Origin of the sequence: Bradyrhizobium algeriense, assembly GCF_003062295.1 — a bacterium.
GTDB classification, from domain to species: domain Bacteria; phylum Pseudomonadota; class Alphaproteobacteria; order Rhizobiales; family Xanthobacteraceae; genus Bradyrhizobium; species Bradyrhizobium algeriense.
Map to the genome: position 1 here is coordinate 17,795 of NZ_PYCN01000015.1, position 25,748 is coordinate 43,542.

General features: G+C 62.9%; 22 protein-coding genes and 1 pseudogene. 9 read left to right on the plus strand and 14 right to left on the minus strand.

The window, feature by feature from the left end; translation table 11 throughout:
- Position 1 precedes the first annotated feature (1 nt).
- On the minus strand, positions 2-763 hold the full coding sequence (locus tag C7G61_RS25185) for a hypothetical protein (protein ID WP_108519382.1): 762 nt from the start codon (positions 761-763) through the stop codon (positions 2-4).
- 62 nt (positions 764-825) lie between these two features.
- On the opposite strand from C7G61_RS25185, the gene nthA reads away from it, so the two are divergent.
- Genes nthA through C7G61_RS25200 form a run of 3 tightly spaced genes read left to right on the plus strand, consistent with a single transcriptional unit; the run spans position 826 to position 2,518 of the window.
- Complete coding sequence (gene nthA / locus C7G61_RS25190; protein WP_108519383.1) at positions 826-1,473, plus strand: nitrile hydratase subunit alpha; 648 nt, start codon at positions 826-828, stop codon at positions 1,471-1,473.
- A complete protein-coding gene (nthB, locus tag C7G61_RS25195; RefSeq protein WP_108519384.1) occupies positions 1,473-2,132 on the plus strand; it encodes a nitrile hydratase subunit beta in 660 nt (219 codons plus the stop codon). Before nthA ends, nthB begins: the two co-directional genes overlap by 1 nt.
- On the plus strand, positions 2,132-2,518 hold the full coding sequence (locus tag C7G61_RS25200) for a nitrile hydratase accessory protein (protein WP_108519385.1): 387 nt from the start codon (positions 2,132-2,134) through the stop codon (positions 2,516-2,518). The genes nthB and C7G61_RS25200 overlap by 1 nt, the downstream gene beginning before the upstream one ends.
- 150 nt (positions 2,519-2,668) lie before the next feature.
- Here the strand turns inward: C7G61_RS25200 and queC are convergent, their stop codons facing one another.
- Both queC and C7G61_RS47510 read right to left on the minus strand, forming a co-directional pair.
- Complete coding sequence (gene queC / locus C7G61_RS25205; RefSeq protein WP_108519386.1) at positions 2,669-3,379, minus strand: 7-cyano-7-deazaguanine synthase QueC; 711 nt, start codon at positions 3,377-3,379, stop codon at positions 2,669-2,671.
- A gap of 116 nt (positions 3,380-3,495) precedes the next feature.
- Entirely contained in the window at positions 3,496-4,329 is an 834-nt protein-coding gene (locus C7G61_RS47510; protein WP_420836793.1) for a hypothetical protein, read from the minus strand.
- On the opposite strand from C7G61_RS47510, the gene C7G61_RS25210 reads away from it, so the two are divergent.
- The 3 genes from C7G61_RS25210 to mazG all read left to right on the plus strand — a co-directional run bounded on the left by C7G61_RS25210 (position 4,258) and on the right by mazG (position 9,028).
- The gene (locus C7G61_RS25210) at positions 4,258-7,041 is read left to right on the plus strand and encodes a hybrid sensor histidine kinase/response regulator (RefSeq protein WP_420836794.1); all 2,784 of its coding nucleotides are present in this window, start codon (positions 4,258-4,260) and stop codon (positions 7,039-7,041) included. The two genes, C7G61_RS47510 and C7G61_RS25210, sit on opposite strands and share 72 nt — an antisense overlap.
- A 3-nt stretch (positions 7,042-7,044) precedes the next feature.
- Positions 7,045-8,043: a GGDEF domain-containing response regulator gene (locus tag C7G61_RS25215; RefSeq protein ID WP_108519388.1), complete on the plus strand. Its 999-nt coding sequence runs from the start codon at positions 7,045-7,047 to the stop codon at positions 8,041-8,043.
- Positions 8,044-8,173: 130 nt separating this feature from the next.
- Positions 8,174-9,028 (plus strand): nucleoside triphosphate pyrophosphohydrolase, encoded by an 855-nt coding sequence (gene mazG, locus C7G61_RS25220; protein WP_108519389.1) that lies wholly within the window; start codon positions 8,174-8,176, stop codon positions 9,026-9,028.
- Between the two features lie 89 nt (positions 9,029-9,117).
- Here mazG and C7G61_RS25225 read toward each other — a convergent pair.
- From C7G61_RS25225 to dusB, 8 genes and pseudogenes are all read right to left on the minus strand, one after another.
- A pseudogene (locus C7G61_RS25225) lies at positions 9,118-9,369 on the minus strand (IS5/IS1182 family transposase); the annotation flags it as partial.
- A 104-nt stretch (positions 9,370-9,473) separates the two neighbouring features.
- Positions 9,474-10,853: a GTPase HflX gene (gene hflX, locus C7G61_RS25230; protein ID WP_108519390.1), complete on the minus strand. Its 1,380-nt coding sequence runs from the start codon at positions 10,851-10,853 to the stop codon at positions 9,474-9,476.
- Positions 10,854-10,864: 11 nt separating this feature from the next.
- Positions 10,865-11,113 carry an RNA chaperone Hfq gene (gene hfq, locus C7G61_RS25235; RefSeq protein ID WP_006020546.1) on the minus strand — a complete coding sequence of 83 codons (249 nt, stop codon included), beginning with the start codon at positions 11,111-11,113 and terminating at the stop codon, positions 10,865-10,867.
- 304 nt (positions 11,114-11,417) lie between these two features.
- On the minus strand, positions 11,418-12,788 hold the full coding sequence (ntrX, locus tag C7G61_RS25240; RefSeq protein ID WP_108519391.1) for a nitrogen assimilation response regulator NtrX: 1,371 nt from the start codon (positions 12,786-12,788) through the stop codon (positions 11,418-11,420).
- 17 nt (positions 12,789-12,805) lie between these two features.
- Positions 12,806-15,157 (minus strand): sensor histidine kinase NtrY-like, encoded by a 2,352-nt coding sequence (locus C7G61_RS25245; protein WP_108519392.1) that lies wholly within the window; start codon positions 15,155-15,157, stop codon positions 12,806-12,808.
- Between the two features lie 167 nt (positions 15,158-15,324).
- Positions 15,325-16,767 (minus strand): nitrogen regulation protein NR(I), encoded by a 1,443-nt coding sequence (ntrC, locus tag C7G61_RS25250; protein ID WP_108519393.1) that lies wholly within the window; start codon positions 16,765-16,767, stop codon positions 15,325-15,327.
- Between the two features lie 9 nt (positions 16,768-16,776).
- Positions 16,777-17,952 (minus strand): two-component system sensor histidine kinase NtrB, encoded by a 1,176-nt coding sequence (locus C7G61_RS25255; protein ID WP_108519394.1) that lies wholly within the window; start codon positions 17,950-17,952, stop codon positions 16,777-16,779.
- Positions 17,949-18,950, minus strand: a complete 1,002-nt coding sequence (dusB, locus tag C7G61_RS25260) for a tRNA dihydrouridine synthase DusB (protein WP_190241980.1) — start codon at positions 18,948-18,950, stop codon at positions 17,949-17,951. The genes C7G61_RS25255 and dusB overlap by 4 nt, the downstream gene beginning before the upstream one ends.
- A 286-nt stretch (positions 18,951-19,236) precedes the next feature.
- Here dusB and C7G61_RS25265 point away from each other — a divergent pair, with 286 nt between their 5' ends.
- Both C7G61_RS25265 and C7G61_RS25270 read left to right on the plus strand, forming a co-directional pair.
- Positions 19,237-20,418: a bifunctional 2-C-methyl-D-erythritol 4-phosphate cytidylyltransferase/2-C-methyl-D-erythritol 2,4-cyclodiphosphate synthase gene (locus tag C7G61_RS25265; protein ID WP_108519396.1), complete on the plus strand. Its 1,182-nt coding sequence runs from the start codon at positions 19,237-19,239 to the stop codon at positions 20,416-20,418.
- Between the two features lies 1 nt (position 20,419).
- Positions 20,420-21,022, plus strand: coding sequence for a CinA family protein (locus C7G61_RS25270; RefSeq protein WP_108519397.1), 603 nt, complete (start codon positions 20,420-20,422; stop codon positions 21,020-21,022).
- A 13-nt stretch (positions 21,023-21,035) separates the two neighbouring features.
- Here the strand turns inward: C7G61_RS25270 and C7G61_RS25275 are convergent, their stop codons facing one another.
- Together C7G61_RS25275 and C7G61_RS25280 are read right to left on the minus strand one after the other, a co-directional pair.
- Positions 21,036-22,223, minus strand: coding sequence for an amidohydrolase (locus tag C7G61_RS25275; protein WP_190241969.1), 1,188 nt, complete (start codon positions 22,221-22,223; stop codon positions 21,036-21,038).
- 10 nt (positions 22,224-22,233) lie between these two features.
- Positions 22,234-23,205, minus strand: a complete 972-nt coding sequence (locus tag C7G61_RS25280) for an alpha/beta fold hydrolase (protein ID WP_108519399.1) — start codon at positions 23,203-23,205, stop codon at positions 22,234-22,236.
- Between the two features lie 114 nt (positions 23,206-23,319).
- Here C7G61_RS25280 and C7G61_RS25285 point away from each other — a divergent pair, with 114 nt between their 5' ends.
- Positions 23,320-23,937, plus strand: coding sequence for a TetR/AcrR family transcriptional regulator (locus C7G61_RS25285; RefSeq protein WP_190241970.1), 618 nt, complete (start codon positions 23,320-23,322; stop codon positions 23,935-23,937).
- Positions 23,938-23,985: 48 nt separating this feature from the next.
- Here C7G61_RS25285 and C7G61_RS25290 read toward each other — a convergent pair whose 3' ends face one another.
- Complete coding sequence (locus C7G61_RS25290; protein ID WP_108519401.1) at positions 23,986-25,662, minus strand: thiamine pyrophosphate-binding protein; 1,677 nt, start codon at positions 25,660-25,662, stop codon at positions 23,986-23,988.
- Positions 25,663-25,748: the final 86 nt, after the last annotated feature.

Here is a 25,748-nt window from a genome sequence, read left to right on the forward strand (position 1 = left end):
CTTACAGATGACCCGTGCGATGGTGCTCCGGCTTGCCGCCGGGCACCGGAAAACGGATCGTGGTGCCGAGCGTGATCCAGTTGGCGTTCTCACCCGAAATGTTGCGGCCGTAGATCAGGTCGACCGAGAAAATCTCGTTGGGCCGATAGCGCACGCCGGTTTGAAACCGCGGCTGTACCGCGCTCGGAATATCGGACTGCCCGGCCTGGCCGAACGCTTCGATCGTCCACTGCAAGGTGTCGGTAAACTTCCAGTCGAATCCGATGCCGTAGAGCAGATAGTGGCGATCGACGCTGCGGTCCCACAGCCAGCCGCCGTTGAAATTGAGACGCATGGCCTCGTTCAGCCGGAACGTCGCGGGGATCACAGCAAAGGCCGAGACGTGTTCGCCGGTCAGCGCATCGAAACCTCCGCCAGCGTAGAACGAGATGCCAAGCCTGCCGACCCCGGTTGGCGCAATGTTCATCTTGGCTTTTGGCTGGATCGTGGTACCCCATTCACCATCGCTGCGCGCGCGGCTGGTGAACATGCTCAACTCAACGGGCTTGAACGCATTGACCACGCAGGATGGATTGGCGACCGCCGTAAAATCGGTGTTGGAAGCCGACGACAGCCAGCTCTCGACCTTGCACGAGCCGGCCTCGCCAATGTCGGCCGCATCGACCGCATAGGCGCCATTCGCCGCCCGCGCCTCTCCGGCCGGAAGCCAGGCCAAAATGGCCGCGGCCACCGCTATTTTGGTGCACCCTGCCCTGATCCCCATCGGCAAATGCTAGCAGAGTCTCTGCCTCGACATAGCCCGGATTTTGCGCCTATCCTGACGCCATGAGCGACCATGATCACGATCACCACGACCATCATCACCACCACGATCACGACCATTCCGAGCTGTCGGAGACCGAGCTGCGCGTGCGCGCGCTGGAATCGATCCTGACCGAGAAAGGCTATGTCGATCCGGCGTCCCTCGATCTCCTGATCGATCTCTATGAGAAGAAAATCGGACCGCGCAACGGCGTTCGCGTGGTCGCCAAAGCCTGGAGCGATCCGGCCTATCGCGAACGGTTAATGAAGGACGCGACGGCTGCGATTGCCGAACTCGACTATTCCGGCCGCCAGGGCGAGCACATGGTGGTGGTCGAGAACACGCCCGAGCAGCACAACATGGTCGTGTGCACGCTGTGCTCCTGCTACCCGCATCCGGTGCTAGGATTGCCCCCGGTCTGGTACAAATCGGCGCCCTATCGCTCGCGCGCGGTCTCCGATCCGCGCGGCGTGTTGAAGGATTTCGGCGTGACGCTGCCGGATACCACCAAGATTCGGGTCTGGGATTCCACGGCCGAAATCCGCTACCTCGTGCTGCCGATGCGCCCTGAGGGCACCGAGGGCTGGAGCGCCGAGCAGCTCGCCGAACTCGTCACCCGCGACAGCATGATCGGCACGGGGCTGCCGAAACAGCCCGGCGAGACCACCTGATGGACGGCGCGCATGACATGGGCGGCGCCAAGGGTTTTGGCCCTGTTGTGCCCGAGCCGAACGAGCCGGTGTTTCACGGCGACTGGGAGCGCCGCGCCTTTGCGCTGACGGTCGCAATGGCGCGTCCGGGTGGCTGGAACATCGACATGTCGCGGTTTGCGCGCGAGAACCGGCCGCCCGAGGATTATCTCAGCAAGAGCTATTTCCAGATCTGGCTGGCTGGGCTGGAAACGCTGATGATCGAGCGCGGGCTGGTGACGCGTGAGGAGATCGAAGCCGGCAAGGCGCTATCGCCGCCCAAGCCCGGCGTTACACCGATCGCGCCAACTGAGGTGACGCCGGCGATCCGCCGCGGCGGCCCGACCGAACGCGAACCGAAAGCGCCCGCGATGTTTACCGTCGGCGAGACCGTGCGGATGAAGGACATCCACCCGGTGACGCATACGCGGCTGCCGCAATATGTCCGCGGCCATCTCGGCACCATCGAGCTCAATCACGGCTGCCACGTCTTCCCCGACACCAACTCGCTCGGCAAGGGCGAGGATCCGCAATGGCTCTACACCGTGCGTTTCGATGGGCCGGAGCTATGGGGCAAAGACGGAGATCCCACGCTCAGCGTCTCCGTCGACGCCTGGGAATCCTATCTGGAGCGCGTTTGATGAATCTGACCCCGCAACAGGCTATGCGGGCGGCCGTCGCCGTCCCGGGCGTGCCCCATGACGAGGACGGCCCGGTGTTTCGCGAGCCGTGGGAGGCGCGCGCCTTCGCCATGGCGCTGGCGCTGCATGAAGCCGGCGTCTTCACCTGGAAGGAATGGGCGGAGACGCTGGGCGCACAAATCAAGCGTGCGCAGGCCGAAGGCGATCCTGATACCGGCGAAACCTATTACCGGCATTGGCTCGCCACGCTGGAAACGCTGGTCGCCGCCAAGGGCGTTACCACATCGGATGTTCTGCATCGCTACCGCGACGCCTGGGACCACGCCGCCGACCGCACGCCGCACGGCGCGCCGATTGAGCTAACGCCAGGGGATTTTGGGAAGTAGCTCGGTGTCCCCGGTCGTCATACCCGCGGAGGCGGGTATTCAGTACGCCGCGGCTTATCGGTTCACACGCAGGCCACTGGAATACCGGATCGCCCGCCCCAGTGCGCAATTGCGCACAAGGCGGGTGGACGACAACGGAGTGCGCGCCAACTACGCCCCCGCATATTCCCGCCAGCCCTTCGCCCGCAGCGCGCAGGCCGGGCATTCGCCGCAGCCATAGCCCCAATCGTGCTGCGCGCCGCGTTCGCCGAGGTAACAGGTGTGGGAGTGCTCGCGGATCAGGTCGACCAGCCCTGCCCCGCCGAGTTCGTTCGCGAGTTTCCAGGTCGAAGCCTTGTCGAGCCACATCAGCGGCGTATGCAGCTCAAAGTTCTTCGCCATGCCGAGATTGAGCGCCGACTGCAGCGCCTTGATGGTCTCGTCGCGGCAATCCGGATAGCCGGAATAGTCAGTCTCGCACATGCCGCCGATGATGTGACGGATGCCGCGCCGATACGCCAGCGCCGCCGCGAAGGTCAGAAACGCCAGGTTGCGGCCCGGCACGAAGGTGTTCGGCAGGCCATCCGCGCCCATTTCGATCGCGACGTCGCGGGTCAGCGCGGTATCGGAAATCTCGGCCAGTGTCGGGATTTCCAACGTGTGGCTGTCGCCGAGTTTTGTCGCCCAATTCGGCCGCAACGATTTGATGCCTGCCAGCAGGCGGTCGCGGCATTCCAGCTCGATCGCATGGCGCTGACCGTAGCTGAAGCCGAGCATTTCGACGCGGGCGAAGCGCTGCAGCGCCCAGGCAAGGCAGGTGGTGGAGTCCTGCCCCCCGGAAAACAACACCAGCGCGGTTTCAGACTGGGATTGATCGGTCATGAGGTGCACTTACCACCGCGAGATACTCCCGCCAATCGTTGTGACAGTCTGTTCCATCCTATCCGTCACAGCCTCAGGCACTCAAAATCGTTACGCTTTATTAACTACATGGCGGTTCATATTGCTGCCAGAGGCGGCTTCTGCCGAGCGGCTAGTAAATTTAATTGCACCCTATTGGGCCGCGAACGGCCACCTAGCCCATTCAATGCGCGTCGAGCCGCCGGTTGGCCCCCGGCAGCAACAGGGCGCGGAAGGCGGCATTCCCAATGAGTGGACGTATCCGAACGCGCCTGCTGGCTCTCGTCACGGCCGCCATTCTGCCGCTGCTGCTTCTGGCGGCCGCTTTTCTTTGGGAACGGTTCAACGAAGATTTTGCGAACACGCGGACCGCTGCGATTAACGCGGCGCACACGGCAGCGGCGCGCGTCGATGACCACGTCGGTGACGTCAATACCTTGCTGCTCGTTATCGGCAAAATGATCTCCACCAATCCGGCGGATGCCGAAAAGAACGACGTGATTCTTTCCAAGGTAAAGGCCGATCTGCCGTCCTATTTGAACAACATTCTGCTGTTCGACTTGGCAGGCAACAACATCGGGACGTCGCAGTGGCCTGTGGAGGATCGAAGCAAGCTTTCCGGAATCGGGCGAAGCTATTTCAAACCGGCGCGCGAAGGAAAGCTCACGATAAGCGAGCCGATCGTAAGCCGGCTGAACTCCGAGTGGGTTGCCGCTGAGGCGCGTCCGGTTCTTGACGACGCCGGCTCGATACGGGCCGTCATCGTCACGGGCATGAGACTGGCGCGCATCAACGAGATCGTGGATTCCGCAAAGCTGCCGCCGGGAAGTGCCGTGAGGATTCTCAACGAGAACGGCATCGTGATCGGCCGCACGGATCGTCCTGAATGGACGGGCCGCAACGTGAGCAACGACCCGATCGTGGCTCGTCATCTCGGTTCCGGCGAGGCAGGCGAAGAGTTGGCCTGGCTCGATGGCGTAACGCGTGTAACGGCAACCACCAGGGCGCGTACCGTTCCCTGGGTCGTGACGGTCGGCTTGCCCCCTGTGCAAATCTCCAACGTATTCAAGCACTCACAATGGGCGTTTATCTCGACCGCATTGGCGGTGGCGTTGGCGTACCTGCTGGCCTGGCTGCTTTCATCGGGAATAGTCCGCCCGATACGTCAACTGCAGCGCGACGCCGCCATTGTCGGGGAAGGAAACGCCGATCACCGCTCGCACGTTCAGGCAAAGGGCGAGTTGGGCGAGTTGGCAAACACCTTCAACAGCATGGCGGCTTCCCTGCAGCAGCAATCGACGGAGCTGAAGCGGGCAAACATGCAGTTCGATGCTGCTATCGCCAATATTTCGCAAGGCATTTGCATGTTCAGTGCGGACAAGCGACTGGTGATCTCAAACGACCGCTTCCGGCAGATGTATAATCTGACTGAAAAGCAGGTCGAGCCCGGCACGCCGCTGGCCCAACTCCTGCAACATCACGTCGCAAACGGCGAAAAAAGCGATCTGTCTGTCGAAGAACATACCCAGAGAATGCCGACATTGGCCTCCGAGACCTTCACGCTCGCCGACGGTCGTGTGATCCTTATTCGGCGAACGACGATGTCGAACGGCGGCTGGGTTGCGACTCACGATGATATCACCGAGCAGAAGCGCGCCGAGGCCATGTTGGCCGAAAAGGCCCGCGAGGCGGAACAGGCCAGTCTCGCCAAGTCCGAGTTTCTGAGTTCGATGAGTCATGAGATCCGGACGCCGCTCAATGGCGTGATTGGCATGACCGGACTGCTGCTGGACACCGAACTCGATCCGCGGCAGCGCGCCTATGCGGAGATGGCGCGCCAATCGGGAGAAGCCCTGCTCGGGGTGATCAACGACGTTCTCGATTTTTCGAAGATCGAGGCCGGGAAGATAGAACTCGAAGTCATCGAATTCGATCTGTACGACATCGTCGAGGGCGTCACCGGGATGGTGGCAGTCAATGCCGCCTCCAAGGGATTGGAGCTGGCGAGTTTGATCGATCACGACCTGCCGACGACGTTGCGTGGCGATCCGTTCCGTTTGCGCCAAATTCTTACAAACCTGGCCGGCAACGCGGTCAAATTCACGGAACGTGGCGAGGTGGTGTTGCGCGCCAGGTTGGATGCGGAGAGCGACGATCGCCTCAAGGTCCGTTTCGAGGTTCGCGACACAGGGATCGGCATCTCTGCGGAACAACAGCCCCATCTCTTCGATGCGTTTACGCAAGCCGACCTTTCGACGACCCGGAAATATGGCGGGACCGGGCTCGGTCTTGCCATTTGCGCGCGGCTGGTAGGATTGATGGGCGGCGAGATCGGCGTGGAAAGCGGGCTGGGAAAAGGCAGCACGTTCTGGTTCACCGTGCCGCTTGACCGTTCGTCGAAGCCAGTCCAGCGGCGACGCATGGACCTCCGGGGGCTGCGCGTACTTGCTGTCGACGACAATGCGGTCAATCGAGCGATCCTGCATGAGCACATCGTCGGCTGGAAAATGCGCAATGGCAGCGCCGAATCCGGCATCCGCGCGCTGGAAATGCTGCGCGCCGCGGTCGCTCGCGCCGAGCCGTATGACGTGGCGATTGTCGATATGCAGATGCCGGGCATGGATGGACCGGCCCTCGGCCGTGCCATCAAGGCCGATCCTGCCATTGCCGGTACGCGGTTGATCCTGCTGACGTCGATCAGCCACGCCGGTTCCCAGCCGAACCGTGAAGGCCTGTTCGATGCATGCCTCACCAAGCCGGCGCGGCAATCCGCGCTCTATGATTGCCTGGCCGACGTGATGGCAGAGCCGGATAGTGTCCGGAAGGAATTTATGCGGGTGGAAATCCCGGATCCCCGTGGACAAACTGCGCCGCAACGAGATGCGCGTATTCTGGTCGCCGAGGACAATATCGTGAACCAGAAGGTGGCCATCGGCATTCTCGCATCGCTCGGCTTTCGCGCCGATGTCGTGGCCAACGGCCTCGAAGCTGTTGAAGCTGTCGGCCGGATCCCCTACGCCGCGATTCTGATGGACTGCCAGATGCCGGAGATGGATGGCTACGAGGCCGCCCGGGCGATCCGACTGCGCGAAGGAACCGGTCGGCGTACGCCAATCATCGCGCTCACGGCTGATGTCATGAAGGACGCGCGCGCCAAGAGCCTGTCCGCCGGAATGGACGACCACATCACCAAACCGCTGAAGCCTTCCGAGCTTGCCGCTGCTCTCGACCGATCGTTGCCGACGCTTGCAGCGGTCGAATCCCCGCCTCTCGCGGCGGATCCGCAATCCGACGACGTGGTTGATCGCGCCGTGCTCGACGGACTGCGCTCGCTAGAGAGAGCCGGCTCGCCCGGCCTGGTCGAAGCGCTGGTAGATTGCTTCCTTGAGGAAACCCCGCGCCAGTTGGCCGAGATGCGGAATTCGGCCCAACTGGGCGATGCGGTGCATCTGACCAGGCTCGCCCACAAGCTGAAGGGAAGCCTTGCCAATCTGGGCGCTCATGGAATGGTCCGGACCTGCGCCGAACTGGAAACGCTTGGCCGAAGCGGTGATACCGGTGTCGCACCGCAGCTGGTCGCGGATCTTGAGCGGCAGTTCAATACGGTCAGCAGTGCGCTGCGGTCCGAAATTGTAAAGGTATGAGCCATGCGCATCCTCGTCGCCGAAGATGACACTGCATCACGGCTGATCATCGAGGCCGCCGTAACATCGCTGGGCCATGAGTGCATCAAGGCGATGAGTGGTGAGGAGGCATGGCGACTTTTTGAGACGGTCGACGTGGACGTTGTCATCAGCGATCGCAGCATGCCGGGAATGGACGGCATTGAACTGTGTCGCCGGGTCCGGTCGAGTAACAAGGACACCTACACCTATTTCATCTTCCTGACGATCTTCGACGAAAGGGCTGATGTCATAAGTGGCATGGAGGCCGGCGCGGACGACTACCTCTTCAAACCCCTCGATGCCGGGGAGTTGAAGCTTCGCTTGCATGTCGCCTCGCGGGTTACGGCGCTTCACCGGCAGTTATTCCGGCAGGCGGCGGAGCTCGAGCAGCTCAATCGTCGGCTTTTCGACCAGTCGCGCACGGACTCGCTGACCGGGCTGGGCAGCCGCCTCAAGCTGAACGAGGACCTCGATGCGATTTACGCGCAGCTGGAGCGCTATGGGCGCAGCTACTGCGCGATCATGTGCGACGTCGATTACTTCAAAGCTTACAACGACAATGAAGGCCATCTTGCCGGCGACAGGGTACTCCAGCTTGTGGCACGGACACTGTTGAGCACGTGCCGGAATGGCGACCAAATCTATCGTTATGGTGGCGAAGAATTCCTGATCCTGTTGCCCGAACAAGATCTCGAGGCGGGGCTTGTCGCGGCCAATCGCTTCCGTCAAGCCATCCAGGAAATAGCGATCCCGCACGATGGCAACCCTGCAAACGGGATCGTGACCATCAGCGCCGGGGTAGCGTCTTTCTCGGAGCCCGAGAACAAGTCGATCGAGGGTTGGCTGACTGAGGCCGACGCTGCGCTCTATCGTGCAAAACAAGCCGGGCGCAACCGCGTCGAGACGCATCAGCAACCATCGGCGGTGCCGGAGCCGTCGAGCAAGCCTTCGCTCGTGGACATCAGAACGACTGTAACCTGACCGTTCAGCGGCCACCGGCCGGGACTGCGGCCAATCGGTGGAAAATCGCGCCTATTTCGGCTCGTTCCGCTGGGATCGCCGCGCCGCTTGCGGCATAAAGCGGCTCGTTCTCCCAAGCGACGGAAATCCCATGACTCCTTCCCGCGATATTTCCCGCCTCATTGAGATCATGGCGGCGCTGCGCACGCCAGTAACGGGCTGTCCATGGGACCTCGATCAGAATTTTGCTACGATCGCGCCCTACACCATCGAGGAAGCCTATGAGGTGGCCGACGCGATCACCCGCGGCGACTTCGATGATCTCCGCGAGGAACTGGGCGATCTCCTGCTGCAGGTCGTCTATCACGCCCGCATGGCGGAAGAGCAAAACGCCTTTGCCTTCGGCGAAGTGGTCGAGGCGATCACAACGAAGTTGATCCGCCGCCATCCGCATGTGTTCGCCGACAAGGACGGCAATATCGCCCCCGCCGGCGTCAAAAGCGCCTGGGAACGCATCAAGGCCGAGGAAAAGGCCGAGCGCGCGGCACGGCGGCCGCACGAGGAGACGGCGCATAAATCGCTGCTATCGGGCGTCAAGGCCGGCCAGCCCGCCCTGACGCGGGCGATGGAATTGCAGCGCAAGGCGTCCACCGTCGGCTTCGACTGGAACGATCCCCGCGCGGTGCTCAGCAAGATCCGCGAAGAGGCCGACGAGATCGAGGCGGCGTTGGACGGCGGCAATGCGGACGAGCTCGCCGAAGAAACCGGCGATCTCCTGTTCGCGCTGGTCAATCTGGCGCGCCACGTCGGCGCTGACCCGGAAAGCGCACTGCGCGGCACCAACGCCAAATTCGAACGCCGCTTTGCCTATATCGAGCGTGCGCTCGCAGCGAAGGGCCGTTCACTTGAAGGGGCAACGCTCGTTGAAATGGACGCGTTGTGGAACGAGGCGAAGGGCGCGGAACAGCCCGTGATTGAATCGACGCGGCCGCGAAGTGGTCGATGATAGCAAAACGAGCTCTGCCCTCTTGTCCTCCCGGCGAATGCCGGGACCCATACTGCGTGATCTTTCGTCGTCTGTGAAGAACGCTGATTTCAGGCTGGATTGATCAAAAGTCCGGGGAAGAGAGCGGCCAGGATTTGCCACGACAAAAGCCTGAGCCAGCGGATGAGGCGGCGGAAGTTGTAGCCGACGGCGGCGAGGACGGCGTTGTTGGCATCGCCTCGACGGAACCAGAGATAGTTGCGGCCCATGCGGTGCTCGGCCTTGAGATGGCCGATGACGGGCTCGACGGCGGACCTGCGGCGCAATTCCCGCTTGATCTTGGGCGTCACCCCTCGCTTCTTTCGATTTGGCAACTCAGTTCGACGCTTCCCCGTAACCACAAACTCCTGTGGTTATGGGTCCCTGCTCTCGTGCGCAATTGCGCACTAGGCGGGGACGACAACTGCTATGGGGCCGAATGCGGCACGGCATCGAACCGCGACACCACGATATCGCGTTTGGTCTCGTCGACGCGCACGGTCATGTCGAAGCGCCCGTCGTGGAGCTCCTTGTTGAGCACTTCGGCATTGCGGTGCAGCCAGCTGATGCCGGCGCCGTCGGAAGCATCGATCGAGAGATCGAGCGTCGTGCGTGTCGCCGCCAGCCGATCCTCGATCGCGGTCAGCAGCTCGTTCACGCCCTCGCCTGATACGGCGGACACCAGGAAACACGGCCGCTCCGGCGGACGTCGTGACGCGATGTTGCGCAGGTTCTCGCGCTCCTCGGGATCGAAACGATCGATCTTGTTCCAGACCTCAAGGATGCGCGCGCCAGAGTCGGGGTCGATGCCGAGCTGGCGCAGCACGGCGTCGACGTCACGCTCCTGCGCCTCCGCGTCTTCGTGCGAGATGTCGCGGACGTGCAGAATGATATCGGCCTCCAGCACCTCTTCCAGCGTGGCGCGAAACGCCGCGACGAGTTGTGTCGGCAGGTTAGAAATGAATCCGACGGTATCTGACAACATCGCCTTGCCGCCATGCGGCAGGCTCAGCGCGCGCAACGTGGGGTCGAGCGTCGCAAACAGCATGTCGGCCGCCTGCACGTCGGCGCGCGTGAGCCGGTTGAACAGCGTCGACTTGCCGGCGTTGGTATAGCCCACCAGCGCCACTACGCGATACGGCACGCGCTGCCGCCCGGCGCGATGCAGCCGCCGCGTCGCCTGCACTTTCTTCAGTTCATTTTCCAACCGTGCGATGCGATCGCCGATCAGGCGGCGGTCGGCTTCGATCTGGGTTTCGCCGGGGCCGCCCATGAATCCGAAACCGCCACGCTGGCGTTCCAGATGGGTCCAGGAGCGCACCAGCCGGCTGCGTTGGTAATTCAGATGCGCAAGCTCGACCTGCAGCGCGCCTTCCTTGGTCTTGGCGCGGCGGCCGAAAATTTCCAGGATCAGGCCGGTACGGTCGAGAACCTTGGTGTTCCACGCCTTCTCGAGATTGCGCTGCTGGATCGGCGACAGCGCACAATCCATCACCACCAGTTCGATGTCGTGGCCCGCGATGAGGCCGGTGATCTCCTCGACCTTGCCCTTGCCGAGATAGGTCGCAGGCCGGATCTGGCTGATTGGCGCGATCAGGGTATCGGCGATCGTGAGGTCGATGGCGCGTGCAAGACCCGTCGCTTCCTCGAGCCGGGCCTCGGAATCGCGCACGACATCGTTCGTCTGCGCATCGGCGTCGCCGCGGCGCATTCGCAGATAAGGGCCGATGACGATCACCCGCCCGCTTTGCTTACCCTCCGCCGACCGCGGACGGTCGGCGATCCCTTCACGGTTGAGGGGTTCCAATCAGTTCACTCTCAAGCCGGAGCATCCTCGCCGCCTTCGAACAACTGAATGGGAGCTCCCGGCATGATGGTCGAGATCGCATGCTTGTAAACAAGCTGTGAATGACCGTCGCGCCGGAGCAGCAAGCAGAAGTTGTCAAACCAGGTAACAATCCCCTGCAGCTTCACTCCGTTGACCAGAAAGATCGTTAGTGGCGTTTTTGTTTTACGAACGTGGTTTAGGAAGGTGTCTTGTAGATTTTGTGCGCGGTCTGCCGCCATTGTTTTTGTCCCGCCGTCTCGTGCTTCTTTTTTGTTAAGCCGGTTGTTGCTCTCTCACGGAGCCTGCCCCGACTCGCCGGCTTCCCCTGAGATCCCCCTCCGGTCGGCTCGGCAGGACGATTAGAGGGTACGCGCGGTTTTAAGGCAAGCCGGTTCGCGTTCCACCTGGCAGGAACCCAGTGGCCATTCTCCGTAAAACTGCGGAAAGAGATAAATATTCCAAAGCAAGTGCATGGATCGGCTCAAAGCAAGCGAAACGAGCCGCAGATTCCGGCAGGTAGCGAACAAGCGATTCACTCAAGTCTCAGCCAACCCCAAGCGCCTTGAGCTTGCGGTGTAGCGCGGAACGCTCCATGCCGACGAATTCGGCGGTGCGCGAAATGTTGCCCGAGAACCGGCTGATCTGCGCGATCAGATAGTCGCGCTCGAACACTTCCCGCGCCTCGCGCAGCGGCAGCCCCATGATGTGCTCGCCATTGTTGCTGGTCGGCATCGCCGGCACCATCGAACCCACATCCTGAGGCAGCATGTCGGCCGTGATGATCGCTTCAGGGCCGCCGCCGGCCAGAATCATGACGCGCTCGACATTGTTGCGGAGCTGGCGGACGTTGCCGGGCCAGACATGCGACTGCAATACCGCCATGGCGTCCTGGCCGATCTGCCGCTTCGGCAAACCGGTCGCCGCCGATATCTGGTCCATGAAATAGTCGATCAGTTCCGGGATGTCCTCGCGCCGCTCCGACAGCGGGGGGACGCGGATCGGCACCACCGACAGCCGGTGGTAGAGATCCTCGCGGAATCGCCCTTCCGCGATCTCTTCCTCCAGGTTGCGCGCCGTAGAGGAGATGATGCGGACGTCGACATGAATCTTGGCGGTGCCGCCCGAGCGCTGAAAAGTCTGATCGACTAGCACGCGCAGGATCTTGTTCTGGGTCTCACGCGGCATGTCGGCGATTTCGTCGATGAACAGCGTGCCGCCGTGGGCCTCTTCCAGCGCGCCCGGCTTGCGCGCCTGCTCGCCGTTCGACTGCTCGATGCCGAACAATTCGACTTCCATCCGCTCCGGCGTGATCGCCGCGGCGTTGATCACCACGAACGGTCCTTCAGAGCGGCTCGAGGCGTTGTGCAGCATGCGCGCGGCCAGCTCCTTGCCCGAACCGGAGGGGCCGACGATCAGGATGCGACTGTTGGCCTTGGCCGCCCGGTCGATGGTCTGGCGCAGCTGGTTCATGCAGGCGGAGCGTCCGGTGAGAACGCTGGCGGCGGGAGCCAGTTGCTTGAGTTCCTTCACCTCGCGCTTGAGGCGCGAGGTTTCCAGCGCCCGCGTCGCCACCAGGATCAGCCGGTCGGACTTGAACGGCTTTTCGATGAAGTCGTAGGCGCCGCGCTTGATCGCAGCCACCGCGGTCTCGATATTGCCGTGGCCGGAGATCATCACCACGGGAACGTCGGCATGATCCTTCTTGATCTGCTCGAGCAATTGCAGGCCGTCGAGCTTGGAGCCCTGCAGCCAGATGTCGAGGAACACCAGATGCGGGCGGCGGTTGGCGATCTCGCCCAGCGCCGAATCGCTGTCGCGCGCAGTACGGGTACTGAAGCCTTCATCCTCCAGGATGCCCGCAACGAGGTCACGAATATCGGCTTCGTCGTCGACAATCAGAATGTCACTGGCCATGGGTTACACCTGTCTTGTCAGTTGCCTGTCGCGGCTTCGGTTTTTGCTTCATCATTGGTCGCGGTTGCCGCCTCGTTGGTTCCGCCTGACGGCGCTTTTGTTTCTTCAGCCTGTGGCTTTGCCTCCGGCGACGGCTGCTTCGCTTCCGCCTTCGGCGCATGGCCCGTGACAGCGAACCGCAGCCGCATCCAGGCGCCGCGCTGCCCGGACCGGAAATCGGAGGCATCCTTAAGTTCGATGCGGCCGCCATGGTCTTCCAGCACGCGGCCGACGATGGCGAGCCCGAGCCCGGTGCCCTTTTGGCGCGTCGTCACATAGGGCTCCAGCAACCGCGCACGGCTCACCTTCGGCAGGCCGATACCATTGTCGATCACGTCGATTACGATGTCGTCGTTTTCGCGCGCGGCAATGACGTCGATACGTCCCTTGCCGAGTTCTTCCGGCGGCACCTGCTCGATCGCCTCCGTCGCGTTCTTGATGATGTTGGTCAACGCCTGCGAGATCAGCCGGCGGTCGAACTGCGCGCGCATCGGATCCTGCTTGATATCGGCCTCGATATCGAGATCGGGATGCCCGACCTTCATCAGGAAGACCGCCTGCCGCACGGTGTCGGCGACGTCCTCGCCTTCCATGACCGGCTTGGGCATCCGCGCGAAGCGAGAGAATTCATCAACCATCCGCCTGATGTCGTCGACCTGCCGCACGATGGTGTCGGTACATTGCTCGAAGATGCCCTTGTCTTCGATGATGACCTTGCCGAATTTACGGCGAATTCGTTCGGCCGAAAGCTGGATCGGCGTCAGCGGGTTCTTGATTTCGTGGGCGATGCGGCGCGCAACGTCGCCCCACGCCGATGTCCGCTGCGCGGAGACGAGCTCCGTGATGTCATCGAGCGTGATGATGTAGCTGTCGCGTGACTGACTGGTCTGCTCTGCGCTGACGCGGACCGACAAATTGCGCTCGTGGCCGTCGCGCGTGATCGTGATCTGGCCCTGCACCAGGCGCTGCGTGCCCTCGCGCGCGGTCTTCATCATGTCGTCGAGCTCGGGCAGCACGTCCGACAGCGGATGGTCCAGCGTCTCGGACTCGGCATGGCCGATGAGTTTCTCGGCCGAACGGTTCAGGATGCCGACGCTGCCGGAGGCGTCAACGCCGATGATGCCGGCGCTGGCCGAGGACAATACCGCCTCGATGAATCGCCGGCGGCTGTCGATCAGGTCCGAAGCGCTGACCAGTTCGTCGCGCTGGGTGCGCAATTCAGCCGTCATCTTGTTGAAGGTCTCGCCGAGTTGCGCGAGGTCACCTTCGGACTTGTGTACCGGCACCTGAACGTGCAGATCGCCGGTCGAAACGATATTGGCCGCGCTCATCAGATTGCGGATCGGCGACACCAGCCAGTTGGCGAAATTCAGCCCGAGCAAGATGGACGCCATCAAAATAGTGAGTGCGATCACGGCAAACATCAGCGCGAAGGTGACCTGGATGCCGAGCCGTTGGGCTTCGATCTGGGCATATTCGGCGACGCTGGCCTGCGTTTGCTTGAGCTGACTGACCACCCGTGGGTCGAGCAGACGGGCAACATAAAGAAAAGTGTCCGTGAAACCGCGGAGGCGAATTACTGCTGCCACGTAGTTTTCTTCCGGGAATACCGCAATCTCCGGCTTGCTTTCGCCGACATCGTTGAGGAATTCCTGCGGCGGCGTCGCGAATTGCTGCTTGATGCCGGTTTGCGCCGTCACCAGAACGTTGCGATCCTTATCGATCAGCATCGCGCCCGGCAAATTGCGTACGGCAGCGTTGTTCGTCAGCAACTCGAAAAATGACTGCCGGTCCTGATCGAAAAGCGGCCTCGCATTGGAAAGATCGTTGGCCATCCCCAGAATGTCGCTATTGATCAAAAAGGCGTGCTCATTGACATAGGCATGGGCGATGCTCAGGGAGTTCTCGATCGCCGCGCGCGTTGGCCCGGAAAACAGCCTGTCGAGACCACGATCGAGGGTGACATTGGCGACAATGGCAACCACGACCGCTGGCAGCACGGCGATGATGGAGAACAGGCTGACGATCTGGACGTGCAGCCGTGCCGCCGCCCGGCCCCGCCGCCGCGCCTGAATCACCAGCCAGACTTCGCGGACGATGATGCCGACCAGCAGCAGGATGGTCGCCGCATTGATCAGCAGGAACGAATAGACGACATGGCGGGTCGGCTCGATCGGCGTCAGGCCGCTCAAGACCATGAAGGTCAGAAATGCCGACAGCAGCGCGATCGCGACCGCAAACGGCGCTACCCACTTCCGCAGGATCCCCCCTCCGGATTCGGCAAGCGACGGGTCGAACGGTGGTGCCGAGGTCGTTTCTGCGGTGGTCATTCCGGCAATCGGTGATCGGAAAGGGCTAGTGCCCGCCATTCGCGGACTGATGCATTCATATCACAATGTTGCCGAATTGCGACAATTCCGCGGCCGTCGGACCGCTAAAGCGATCGATCCCCAGCCGCGCCACCCGTATTTATTGCGAAGGGAAGCGAGTGCAATCCCTAGCCACCGCTCCGGTAGACCTGAATGTCGAGATCCCTGATCTTCTTCCGTAGCGTATTCCGGTTGAGGCCGAGCAGGTCGGCTGCGCGGATTTGGTTGCCGCGGGTGGCCGCCAGCGCCGCGGTGAGCAGCGGCACCTCGATCTCCTTGAGGATGCGGTGGTAGAGGCCCGGCGGCGGCACGCCGTTCGGGAAGCCGGAGAAGTGCGAGGACAGGTAGGCCTCGACCGCGCCGCCGAGGTTCTCCACGCCCATCGGGGCGTTGCCGCCCGAGGTGACCGCCGGCGGCGCCAGCTCGCCGTCGATGACCGAGGCCGTAATGACGTCCTGCGGATAAAGCGCCGCCAGCCGGCGGGCGAGGTTTTCAAGCTCGCGCACGTTGCCGGGCCAGCGGTGCTGCTTGAGGCGTTCCAGCGCCAGCGTATCGAGCTTCTTCGGCGGCAAACCGTCCTTTTCGGCGAGCGCGAAGAAATGCCTGATGAGATCGGGCAGATCCTCGATCCGCTCCCGCAACGGCGGCAGGCGCAGCGGCACGACGTTGAGGCGGAAGAACAAATCCTCCCGGAACAGGCCCTGCTGAATCAGGATGCGCAAATCCTTGTTGCTCGCCGCCACGATCCGCACATCGGTCTTGATCGGGGTGCGTCCGCCGACCGTGGTGTATTCGCCCTGCTGCAGCACCCGCAGCAACCGCGTCTGCGCTTCCATCGGCATGTCGCCGATTTCGTCGAGAAACAGCGTGCCGCCTTCGGCCTGCTCGAACCGGCCCGACGCGCGGGTATTGGCCCCGGTGAACGCGCCGCGCTCATGGCCGAACAATTCGGATTCGATCAGGTCGCGCGGGATCGCCGCCATGTTGACGGCGACGAACGGGCCGTTGCGACGCTTGCCGTAGTCATGCAGCGCGCGGGCGACCAGTTCCTTGCCGGTGCCGGACTCGCCGGAGATCATCACCGTGAGGTCGGTCTGCATCAACCGCGCCAGCACCCGGTAGATTTCCTGCATCGCCGGCGAGCGGCCGACCAGGGGAATCGAATCGAATTCGGAATCGTCGGCCGCACTCGTCACCCGCTCCTTCGGCTCGGCCAGTGCACGGCCGACGATGGTAATGAGCTCCTTCAGGTCGAACGGTTTCGGCAGGTATTCATAGGCGCCTCGTTCCGAGGCCCGGATCGCCGTCATGAAAGTGTTTTGCGCGCTCATGACGATGACGGGCAGGCTCGGCCGCATCTTCTTGATACGCGGCAAGAGGTCGAACGCATTCTCGTCGGGCATCACCACGTCAGTGATGACGAGATCGCCCTCGCCCTGGCTTACCCAGCGCCACAGCGTCGCGGCGTTGCCGGTCAGACGAACTTCATATCCGGCGCGCGAAAGCGCCTGGTTCAGAACCGTGCGGATGGCGGTGTCGTCATCGGCAACGAGTATGCTACCTGCGGGCATTGGTACTCCTCATCTTGCGTCCTGTGAGGCAGGCGGCAGCGTACCCGGAACGCCGTCGCGGTTGCTTTGGTCGAACTGTTTGGTGGGATTGAACATCGGCATCAGCACGCGGAACGTGGTCTTCCGCGGCTGCGATTCGCATTCGATGATGCCGCCGTGATCGCCGACGATCTTGGCAACCAGCGCCAGGCCGAGGCCGCTGCCGGTTTGCTTTGTCGTCACGAAGGGATCGAACAGGTTCGGCAGCAGGTCTTCCGGCACGCCGGAACCGTTGTCCTTGACGCAGAATTCGAGCGGCAGCGACACCCGCGATTTCTTGCCCGGCACCGACAGGCGGACGCCGGGACGGAACGCGGTGGTGAGCTGGATTTCTGCGTCCGAGCCGAGATCGGCCACCGCTTCAGCGGCGTTCTTCACGAGATTGAGGAACACCTGAATGAGTTGATCCTGATTGGCCAGCACCGGGGGCAGTGACGGATCGTAGTCCTCGATAAAGCGGATGTTGCGGGCGAAGCCGGACTGCGCCAACCGTTTGACGTGGTCGAGCACAGAGTGGATGTTGACCGGCCCGCGCGCCACCGGACGATCGTCGCCGAACACTTCCATGCGGTCGACCAGGGTGACGATGCGGTCGGCCTCGTCGCAGATCAGCCGCGTCAGCATGCGGTCTTCGGATGAAGCCGCCTGCTCCAGCAATTGAGCCGCGCCGCGGATACCCGACAGCGGGTTCTTGATTTCATGCGCCAGCATCGCGGCCAGCGCGATCACCGAGCGCGCCGCGCTCCGGTGGGTCAACTGCCGGTCCATCTTGTCGGCGATGGTACGCTCCTGCAGCATCACGACGATGTGGCCGGGCCGTTCGGTGAGCGGGGCGACGTGGAGGTCGACCTGGCGATCGCCGCCGATGCGGGGCGTACCGAGATCGACCTTGTATTCGTTGACGGGCGAGCCGCTCGAGCGCACCTGGTCGATCAACGCCAGCAGCGGACTGCCGAACGGCACCAGCTCTTTCAGCGACTGTCGCCGCAAAAATTGCGTCGAAATCTCGAAGAAGGATTCCGCGGCGATATTGGCGTCGACGATGCGGCCGTCGGGCGCCACCAGCAGCACCGGGTTCGGCAGCGCGTTGAGGATGGCCTCGCTGTCGGTGGGCACGGCGCGGCGGTGTTCTGCGACTGAACTCATGCAGCAGCACTCCATGCGAAATCGTCGAACGCGTCCTGCAGCGATCGGTGCACGCGGCGCGGATCCTCCGACGTCAAAATCTTTTGCCGCCAGCCCTTCAGCGTCTCCGCGGGCGCGCGACTGCACTGGGCCGCGATCTCCAACGCCCAGCCGAGATGCTTGCGCGCGTGCTTGAGCCCGATGCGCAGCCCGTAATGGCTGCAGACCTCGTCGTAGAGCGCGCGCACATGCGCGAGTTGTTCGGCGAGCGACGGTGCAATCTCCGCCTGTCCGGTTTCGAGCCGGCGGCCGATCTGCCCGGGCAGCCACGGCTGGCCCTGCGCGCCGCGCCCGATCATCACGGCGTCCGCCCCTGACACTTCCAGCGCCTGAACCGCCTTCTCGAATGAAGTGATGTCGCCGTTGACGACAAGCGGCACGGAAACCGCGTCCCTCACCGCGCGCACGGCGGCCCAATCGGCCGTACCCTTGTAGAACTGGCAACGCGTGCGCCCATGCACGGTAATCATCTGTACACCGGCCTGTTCTGCGCGGCGCGCCAGTTCGGACGCGTTGAGCGAGCGATCGTCCCAGCCGAGCCGCATCTTCAGCGTCACCGGAACTTTCACCGCCGCGATCGTGGCTTCGATCAGCGTGAGCGCATGATCGAGATCTCGCATTAGCGCCGAACCGGATTGACCACCGGTGACATGACGTGCCGGACAGCCCATATTGATATCGATGATGTCGGCGCCGGCCGCTTCCGCAACCCGTGCGCCCTCCGCCATCCAATGCGCCTCGCAACCCGCGAGCTGAACGACGTGCGCTCCGACGCCGGCTGTCTCGCAGCGCAGAAGCGACATCGGCCTGCCGTGCACGAGTTCGTCGCTGGCGGTCATCTCAGAGACGACCAGTCCAGCGCCGAGGGTGGCGGCAAGGCGTCGAAAGGGAGCATCAGTGACGCCGGACATCGGCGCCAGGAGAACCCGGTTGGCGATAGCAATCTCGCCTATTTTCAACGGCTTAGTGCGTGAACTTTCCGGGCCAGTCACGGTGTTCTCATGGTTGGGGCGGCGGCGTCATTGCAACCGTCAGCGCATATTGTGAGCACAAATCTTGGGCAGTCAAGCTTCTTGCCTACACTTTAGACAGATCTATCATTTGCGCAAGTGCACTGCAACAAAAACCGCTTTTCCCACAGGTGATGGGAATCACTCTGTTTTCCGCATTCGGCATGGTAAGGGCTGTGCGCCAGCGCAGTCTGACGCCCCCTCCTCAACCTGATTCGTTCGTATTTGAGTCCAGATGCCCAAACTTGAGCGTACCGCAGCCATCCTCGTCGCAGCCGGACGCGGGCTTCGCGCCGGCGCCGGGGGACCCAAGCAATATCGCGAGATCGGCGGACAGACCGTGATCTTCCGCGCCATGGAGGCGTTCTGCCGGCATCCGGACGTGTTTGCCGTGCAGCCGGTGGTGAATCCCGATGACGCCGCGATCTTCATCGCGGCTGTCGCGGGACTGCGCCATCAGCCGCCCACCAATGGCGGCGCGACACGTCAGGCTTCGGTGCATGCCGGGCTCGAGGCGCTGGCGGCAGAGAAACCCGACATCGTCCTGATCCACGACGCCGCGCGCCCCTTCGTGACCCCTGCGGTGATTTCGCGCGCAATCGATGCCGCCGGCCGCACCGGCGCGGCGGTCCCTGCGATCCCGGTCACAGACACGATCAAGCAAGTCAGCGATACCGGCAATGTCGAGGCCACGCCCGAACGTGCACGGCTGCGAATCGCGCAGACACCACAGGCGTTTCGCTTCGATGTGATTCTCGATGCCCATCGCCGCGCCGCGCGCGACGGCCGCAGCGATTTCACCGATGATGCGGCGCTCGCGGAATGGGCGGGATTGACGGTAGCGACTTTTGAAGGCGATCCTGCAAACATGAAACTGACCACATCAGAAGATTTCGCCCGCGAGGAAGCCCGCCTCGCCGCCCAGCTCGGCGACATCAGGACCGGTACCGGCTACGACGTACACGCCTTCGGCGACGGTGATCATCTGATGCTCTGCGGTGTCCGCGTGCCGCACACCCGCGGTTTCCTCGCCCATTCCGACGGCGATGTCGGCCTGCACGCCCTGGTCGATGCCATCCTCGGCGCGCTGGCGGACGGCGATATCGGTTCGCACTTTCCGCCCACCGATCCGCAGTGGAAGGGTGCCGCGTCCGACAAATTCCTCAAATATGCCGTCGACCGCGTCACCGCGCGCGGCGGCCGGATCGCCAATCTCGAAGTCACGATGATTTGTGAACGCCCGAAGATCGGGCCGCTGCGCGATACCATGCGCGCCCGCATCGCCGAGATCACAGGGCTGAACATCTCACGCGTTGCGGTGAAGGCAACGACCAGCGAACGGCTCGGCTTTACCGGCCGCGAGGAAGGCATCGCCGCCACCGCGAGCGCCACCATCCGTCTGCCCTGGGGCGAGTAGCATGAGCGGCAGCGACGCGCGCGCCCTCTCCCGCTCGCTGCTCGATCTGTGCCGGATGCGCAAGCTGACGATTGCGACGGCGGAATCCTGTACCGGTGGCCTGGTCGCCGGCGCGCTCACCGACATTCCCGGCTCGTCAGATGTGATCGACCGCGGTTTCGTCACCTATTCCAACGACGCCAAGCGCGCGATGCTCGGCGTCAAGGCCACGACGCTTGCGACCTTTGGCGCCGTCAGCAAGGAAACCGCAACCGCGATGGCGATCGGCGCCCTGGAAAAAGCCGGCGTCGATCTCGCGGTATCCATTACCGGTATTGCCGGCCCCGGCGGCGCCACGCCGGGCAAGCCGGTCGGCCTCGTTCATTTCGCGGTCGCCTCGCGCGATGGAAAAATACTCCACCGCGAATTCCGTTTTGGAGCCATTGGCCGCAGTACCGTGCGCCAGCGCTCCGTGGTGGAAGCGCTGCGCATGTTGATGGAGTTGGCGCGCGGCCCGCAAGCTTCCGCCAAACCGCACCGCGAGGCCGCGAGCCGCCTGCGCCCGCGCGTGGCCCGCAGCCCGCGGCGAAGTACGGCGAAGCGAAGAAGGCCGCCGAGGGGGTAGCCGGCGCGATCGGTTATTGCACCGCCTCGCCGTTGACAAAGGCCGTTCCGGCCTCGCGCTGCAGCCCCTCATCACACAAGAAGTCCAGCGCGGTCATGGCGATCGCTTTCGCACCATCCACGATCGCAGCATCTCCTGATGGGGATCGCGCATATTTCGCGAACTCGGGATCGTGCAGCATCACCCCGAACGGGGCACAGGCGATCAGGGGATGCAGGGTCGGGACGCGGACGCTGACATTGCCGATATCGCCGCCACCCGCGGGGAGGCCGCGATAGTCGACGAACTGCCGTCCAAGCGCGCGCGCATTGCGTTCGTATGCGTCGGCAAGCGGCGTATTGACCTTCATTCCGAGATAGTCCGCATCAGACCAGCGGATCGTCACCTGGCAGCCTGCGACAGACTTGCCGAGCATGAGACAATCCTCGATTGGTTTTCTCAAGGCCTTGAGCTGCGCAACCGTGGCAGCGCGGACAAAGTAGTGCGCCTCCGTTTCGGTCGGGAATACGTTGGGAACGATGCCGCATTTGGACAGCACCCCATGTATCTGCTCGCCCTGCCCGAACTTCGCGCGGAGTGCCATGATCGCCTGATGCGCTACCACTGCGGCATCGACGGCATACGAAGATGTCCCCGTTCCCAGCGCCGGATGGCCGGACCGCCCGGTGAAGGTGGCATACACTTCCGAGATGCAGATTGTCCGGATCGCCTTCGTCTCTACGCAGGCAGGATGAAGCATCATCGCAGCATCTACACCGTCAAAGGCGCCGCGGCGGGCCATCAATTCCTTTCCGCATCCTCGTTCTTCGGCAGGGGTGCCCAAATAGCGCACGCCGCCCGGCATGCGTTGCCCGAGCGCGTGGAGCGCCAGCGTCGCCCCCAATCCGATGGCGGCAATGATGTTGTGGCCGCACGCGTGGCCCACTTCCGGCAAGGCGTCATACTCGGACAGGATGGCGACGCGCGGGCCGTCGGGTTGCCCGAACTCGGCGCTGAACGCGGTATCGAGACCGAATGCTCCCTGCTCCACGTCAAGCCCGGCAGCCCTCGCCGTTTCGGCGAGCAAGGAAGCAGCCCGATATTCGCTGAACGCCAGCTCCGGCGTGGCGTGGATGCGATGGCTGATATCGATCAGTTGCGCCGCTAGTCTATCGACGGTGGCGCAGCATTCATTCTTCAGATTGCTCAGTTCGGCAGGCATCGATTTTTTCTCACAAGGCCTGGTGCGCTGGCGCGGCTTGCTGCACGCCGAGATGCTTGAGGAGGATGCCTGCGGTGTCCTCGAAGCGCTCGTGATGCGGCAGATGACCAACATCCGGCAAGATGTGGATGTCCGCCCGGCGCAGAACCTGCCTCACCTTTGTCACTCCCGGCATGGGCGTTACATGGTCGCGATCGCCCCAGATTGCCGTGATCGGAAAGGAGGCGTCCGCCTTGCTGTAGCAGTCGCGTGAATCATGGATCGGCATGTTGCGAATCGAGGAAATCAGTGCCTGCTTGAATCCCTTGAATTCCAGTTCCGGCGCGTAGCGGGCGCGGAGCCAGCCCTTGATCGCATCGTCGGTAGAGTAATCGTCGATCCGTTCAAGCAGCTTGCGCGTCCCGATCAGGTTGAACAGATAGGGTCCAAGCAGCGGGATCGTGAAGAGGCGCGCGCCCTTCCCCATCTGCACACCGAAACCGTCGGGACCGATGAAACACAGCGAACGCACCTTGTCCGGATGACGGTTCGCGAACGTCGCGATAATTGGACACCCGAACGCCAATCCAACCAAATGCACCTTCTGCGCAATCTGCAGTGCCGCAAGCAGTTCCAGCAGTTGCCGGTCGAAGAGATCGCTATTGTAGGTGGCCCTTGGCCGGTCCGAGTAGCCGCGCCCGAGCAGATCGTATCGGATCACGCGATAGCCGGCGGCTGCAAGCTTCTCCGGAAGGTCCCTCCATATCCATAACGGCAGCGTTGCACCCGGCACCAGGACGACGACTTCACCGGTATCCGGACCGTCAGCGAGCCAGTGCGTCGCGCCGACGCTCAGCTCCGCGAACTGGCCGGGCGCCTTTGCGCGCGCTTTGCTGTCCATGGGAAGCCGCTCCCGCGCGGCATAGCGCAGCCCCAAAAACAGGACGAACAGCCCTGCGGCAACGGCAAGCGCCCCTTCAGCGAACGCAACTTTTTCGATCACCCCCTGCCTCCATCCATAACTGACTGATGGTCAGTCATAAATAGTGACTGACCGTTAGTCAATCGGTGGTATGAAGAAATTGGATGGCCCCCTCAAATATGGTCGAGAAGTAGTGTGAAGACGAAGACTTCAAAGCGACATGGAAGCCGCACCAAGGACGCTGAAGAGCGGCGAGCCGACATCTTGGGCGCTGCCGCGCAGCTCTTCAGCGAAGAGGGCATCACCAACACGTCGATCGAGAGCATCACTGACCGGGCCGGGATCGCCAAGGGCACCTTCTACCTGCATTTCGGCTCGAAGGACCATGTGGTGGCAAAGCTATGGGAACAATACCTGGAGGGCTTTGTCAGCATCGCCGGCGAACGCCTGGACGCAGTTTCCGGGAAGACCGATTGGCGACAGTTCATTTCCGAGCTGCTCGAACAACTCGTGGTTCATGCGCTCGGGCACGCCGAATTGCACCGTACGATCTACCGGACAGCCGACGCGAAGGCGCTGGATCTGTGCCGGGAAATGAACGGGAAGACGATGGCGTTGATTGCGAAGGCCATTACGCGTGGCGTAAAGGCCGGCGCGTTCAGGTGCTCCAACCCCGAACTCACGACATCCCTGCTCTATCACGGCGCCGACGGCCTCCTGCACGATGTGATTCTCGGCACCCGCCCCATGCGGAAAGCAGACCTCGTACGCACAATCCAGGAATTTGCCGACCGGGCACTACAGGCAACCTGAAGTACCGCCGCCTGGGAACAGCGCGAGGCCGGGTGCGCTCCCGCTCTCTTATCGGCCCATCGCAGCCATCGCCTTGGCGCGCGTTTCGCTGAGCGAAGTCACCGGCGTCAGCGCCTCCGGGCTGATCGTAAGTTCGATGATCGAAGGCAGCCCCGAGGCAACGGCCTCATCAAAGGCCCGCGCGAAGTCTTCGGTACGCTCGACCTGCGTGCCAAAGCCGCCGCAGGCGCGGGCAAGCGCCGCGAAGTCGGGGTTGGCGAGATCGGTGCCGGAGACACGGCCGGGATAGGTCCGCTCCTGATGCATCCGGATGGTGCCGTACATGCCGTTGTTGCAGACGATCACAATCAGCGGCAGCCGGTTTTCGACCGCCGTCATGAACTCCATCCCCGTCATCTGGAAGCAGCCGTCGCCGGCAAACGCGATCACCGTGCGCTCCGGGTGCAACTGCTTGGCGGCGACGGCTGCAGGCAGGCCGTAGCCCATCGAACCCGAGGTCGGCGCGAGCTCGGTGCGATATTGCCGATAGCGCCAGAACCGGTGCACCCAGACGGCATAATTGCCGGCGCCGTTGCAGATGATGGTGTCATGGGGCAAGCGATCGCTCAAACCGCGCACGATCTGCGAGAGCTGGACATCGCCCGGCGAGCGCGTAGGCTCGGCAAAGGCGAGATAGTCGGCATGCGCTATCTTGACATAGTCGGCGCGCGATCGATGCTTCGGCTCCAGCCGCTTGACCGCCGCCGCAAAGGCCGCGCTGCTCGCGACCACGCCGAGCGTCGGCGAATAGACACGGCCGATCTCTTCGGGATCGGGATAGACGTGAACCAGCGGCTGCCTTGGCTTCGGAATATCGAACAGCGTGTAGCCGGATGTTGTGGCCTCCCCCAGCCTCGCGCCAAGTGCGATCACCAGATCGCTGTTGCGGATCCGGTCGGCAATCTTTGCGTCGAGGCCGATGCCGACATGGCCGCCATAGCAGGGATGCAAATTATCGAAATAGTCCTGGCAGCGGAACGAAACGCCGACGGGCACTTCATGCGCCGACGCAAACGCCTCGAGATCGCGGCGCGCCTGTTCGCTCCATCCGCCGCCACCGACGATCACGAACGGCTTCTTCGCCTCCGAAAGCAGCGCATGGAACTGCCGCAGGGTGCCGTCGTCAGGCGCGATCGGAAGCGGCGTATAGGGCGGCGCATCCGGCACTTCGGCGGTGTCGGTAAGCATATCCTCGGGCAGCGCCAGCACTACCGGGCCGGGACGGCCCGAGGTCGCGGTGAAGAAGGCGCGCGAGATGAACTCCGGAATCCGCCGCGCATCATCGATCTGGGCCACCCATTTCGACATCGGCCCGAACATCTGGCGATAGTCGATTTCCTGAAACGCCTCGCGCTCCATCATGTCGCGCCCGACCTGACCCAGCAAAAGGATCATGGGCGTTGAATCCTGAAATGCGACATGAACGCCGGCCGACGCATTGGTGGCGCCGGGCCCCCGGGTGGCGAACGCGATACCCGGGCGGCCCGTCAGCTTGCCATGGGCCTCCGCCATCATGGCGGCGCCGCCTTCATGCCGGGCGTTGATGAAGCGCACGCGCTGGCTCTGGTACATGCCGTCGAGGGCGTCCAGGAAGCTCTCGCCGGGCACCCCGAACACGGTGTCGGCGCCGTGCAGGGCCAGTTGCTCGATCAGAATATGGCCACCGGTTCGAAGATTTGCGTCCATCACCTTATCCTTCGGTTACGGAATTACGGATTTGGGACCGGCTTAAAGAATGGCGTCGGCACCAGCAACCGGTTTTCCTGCAAGAT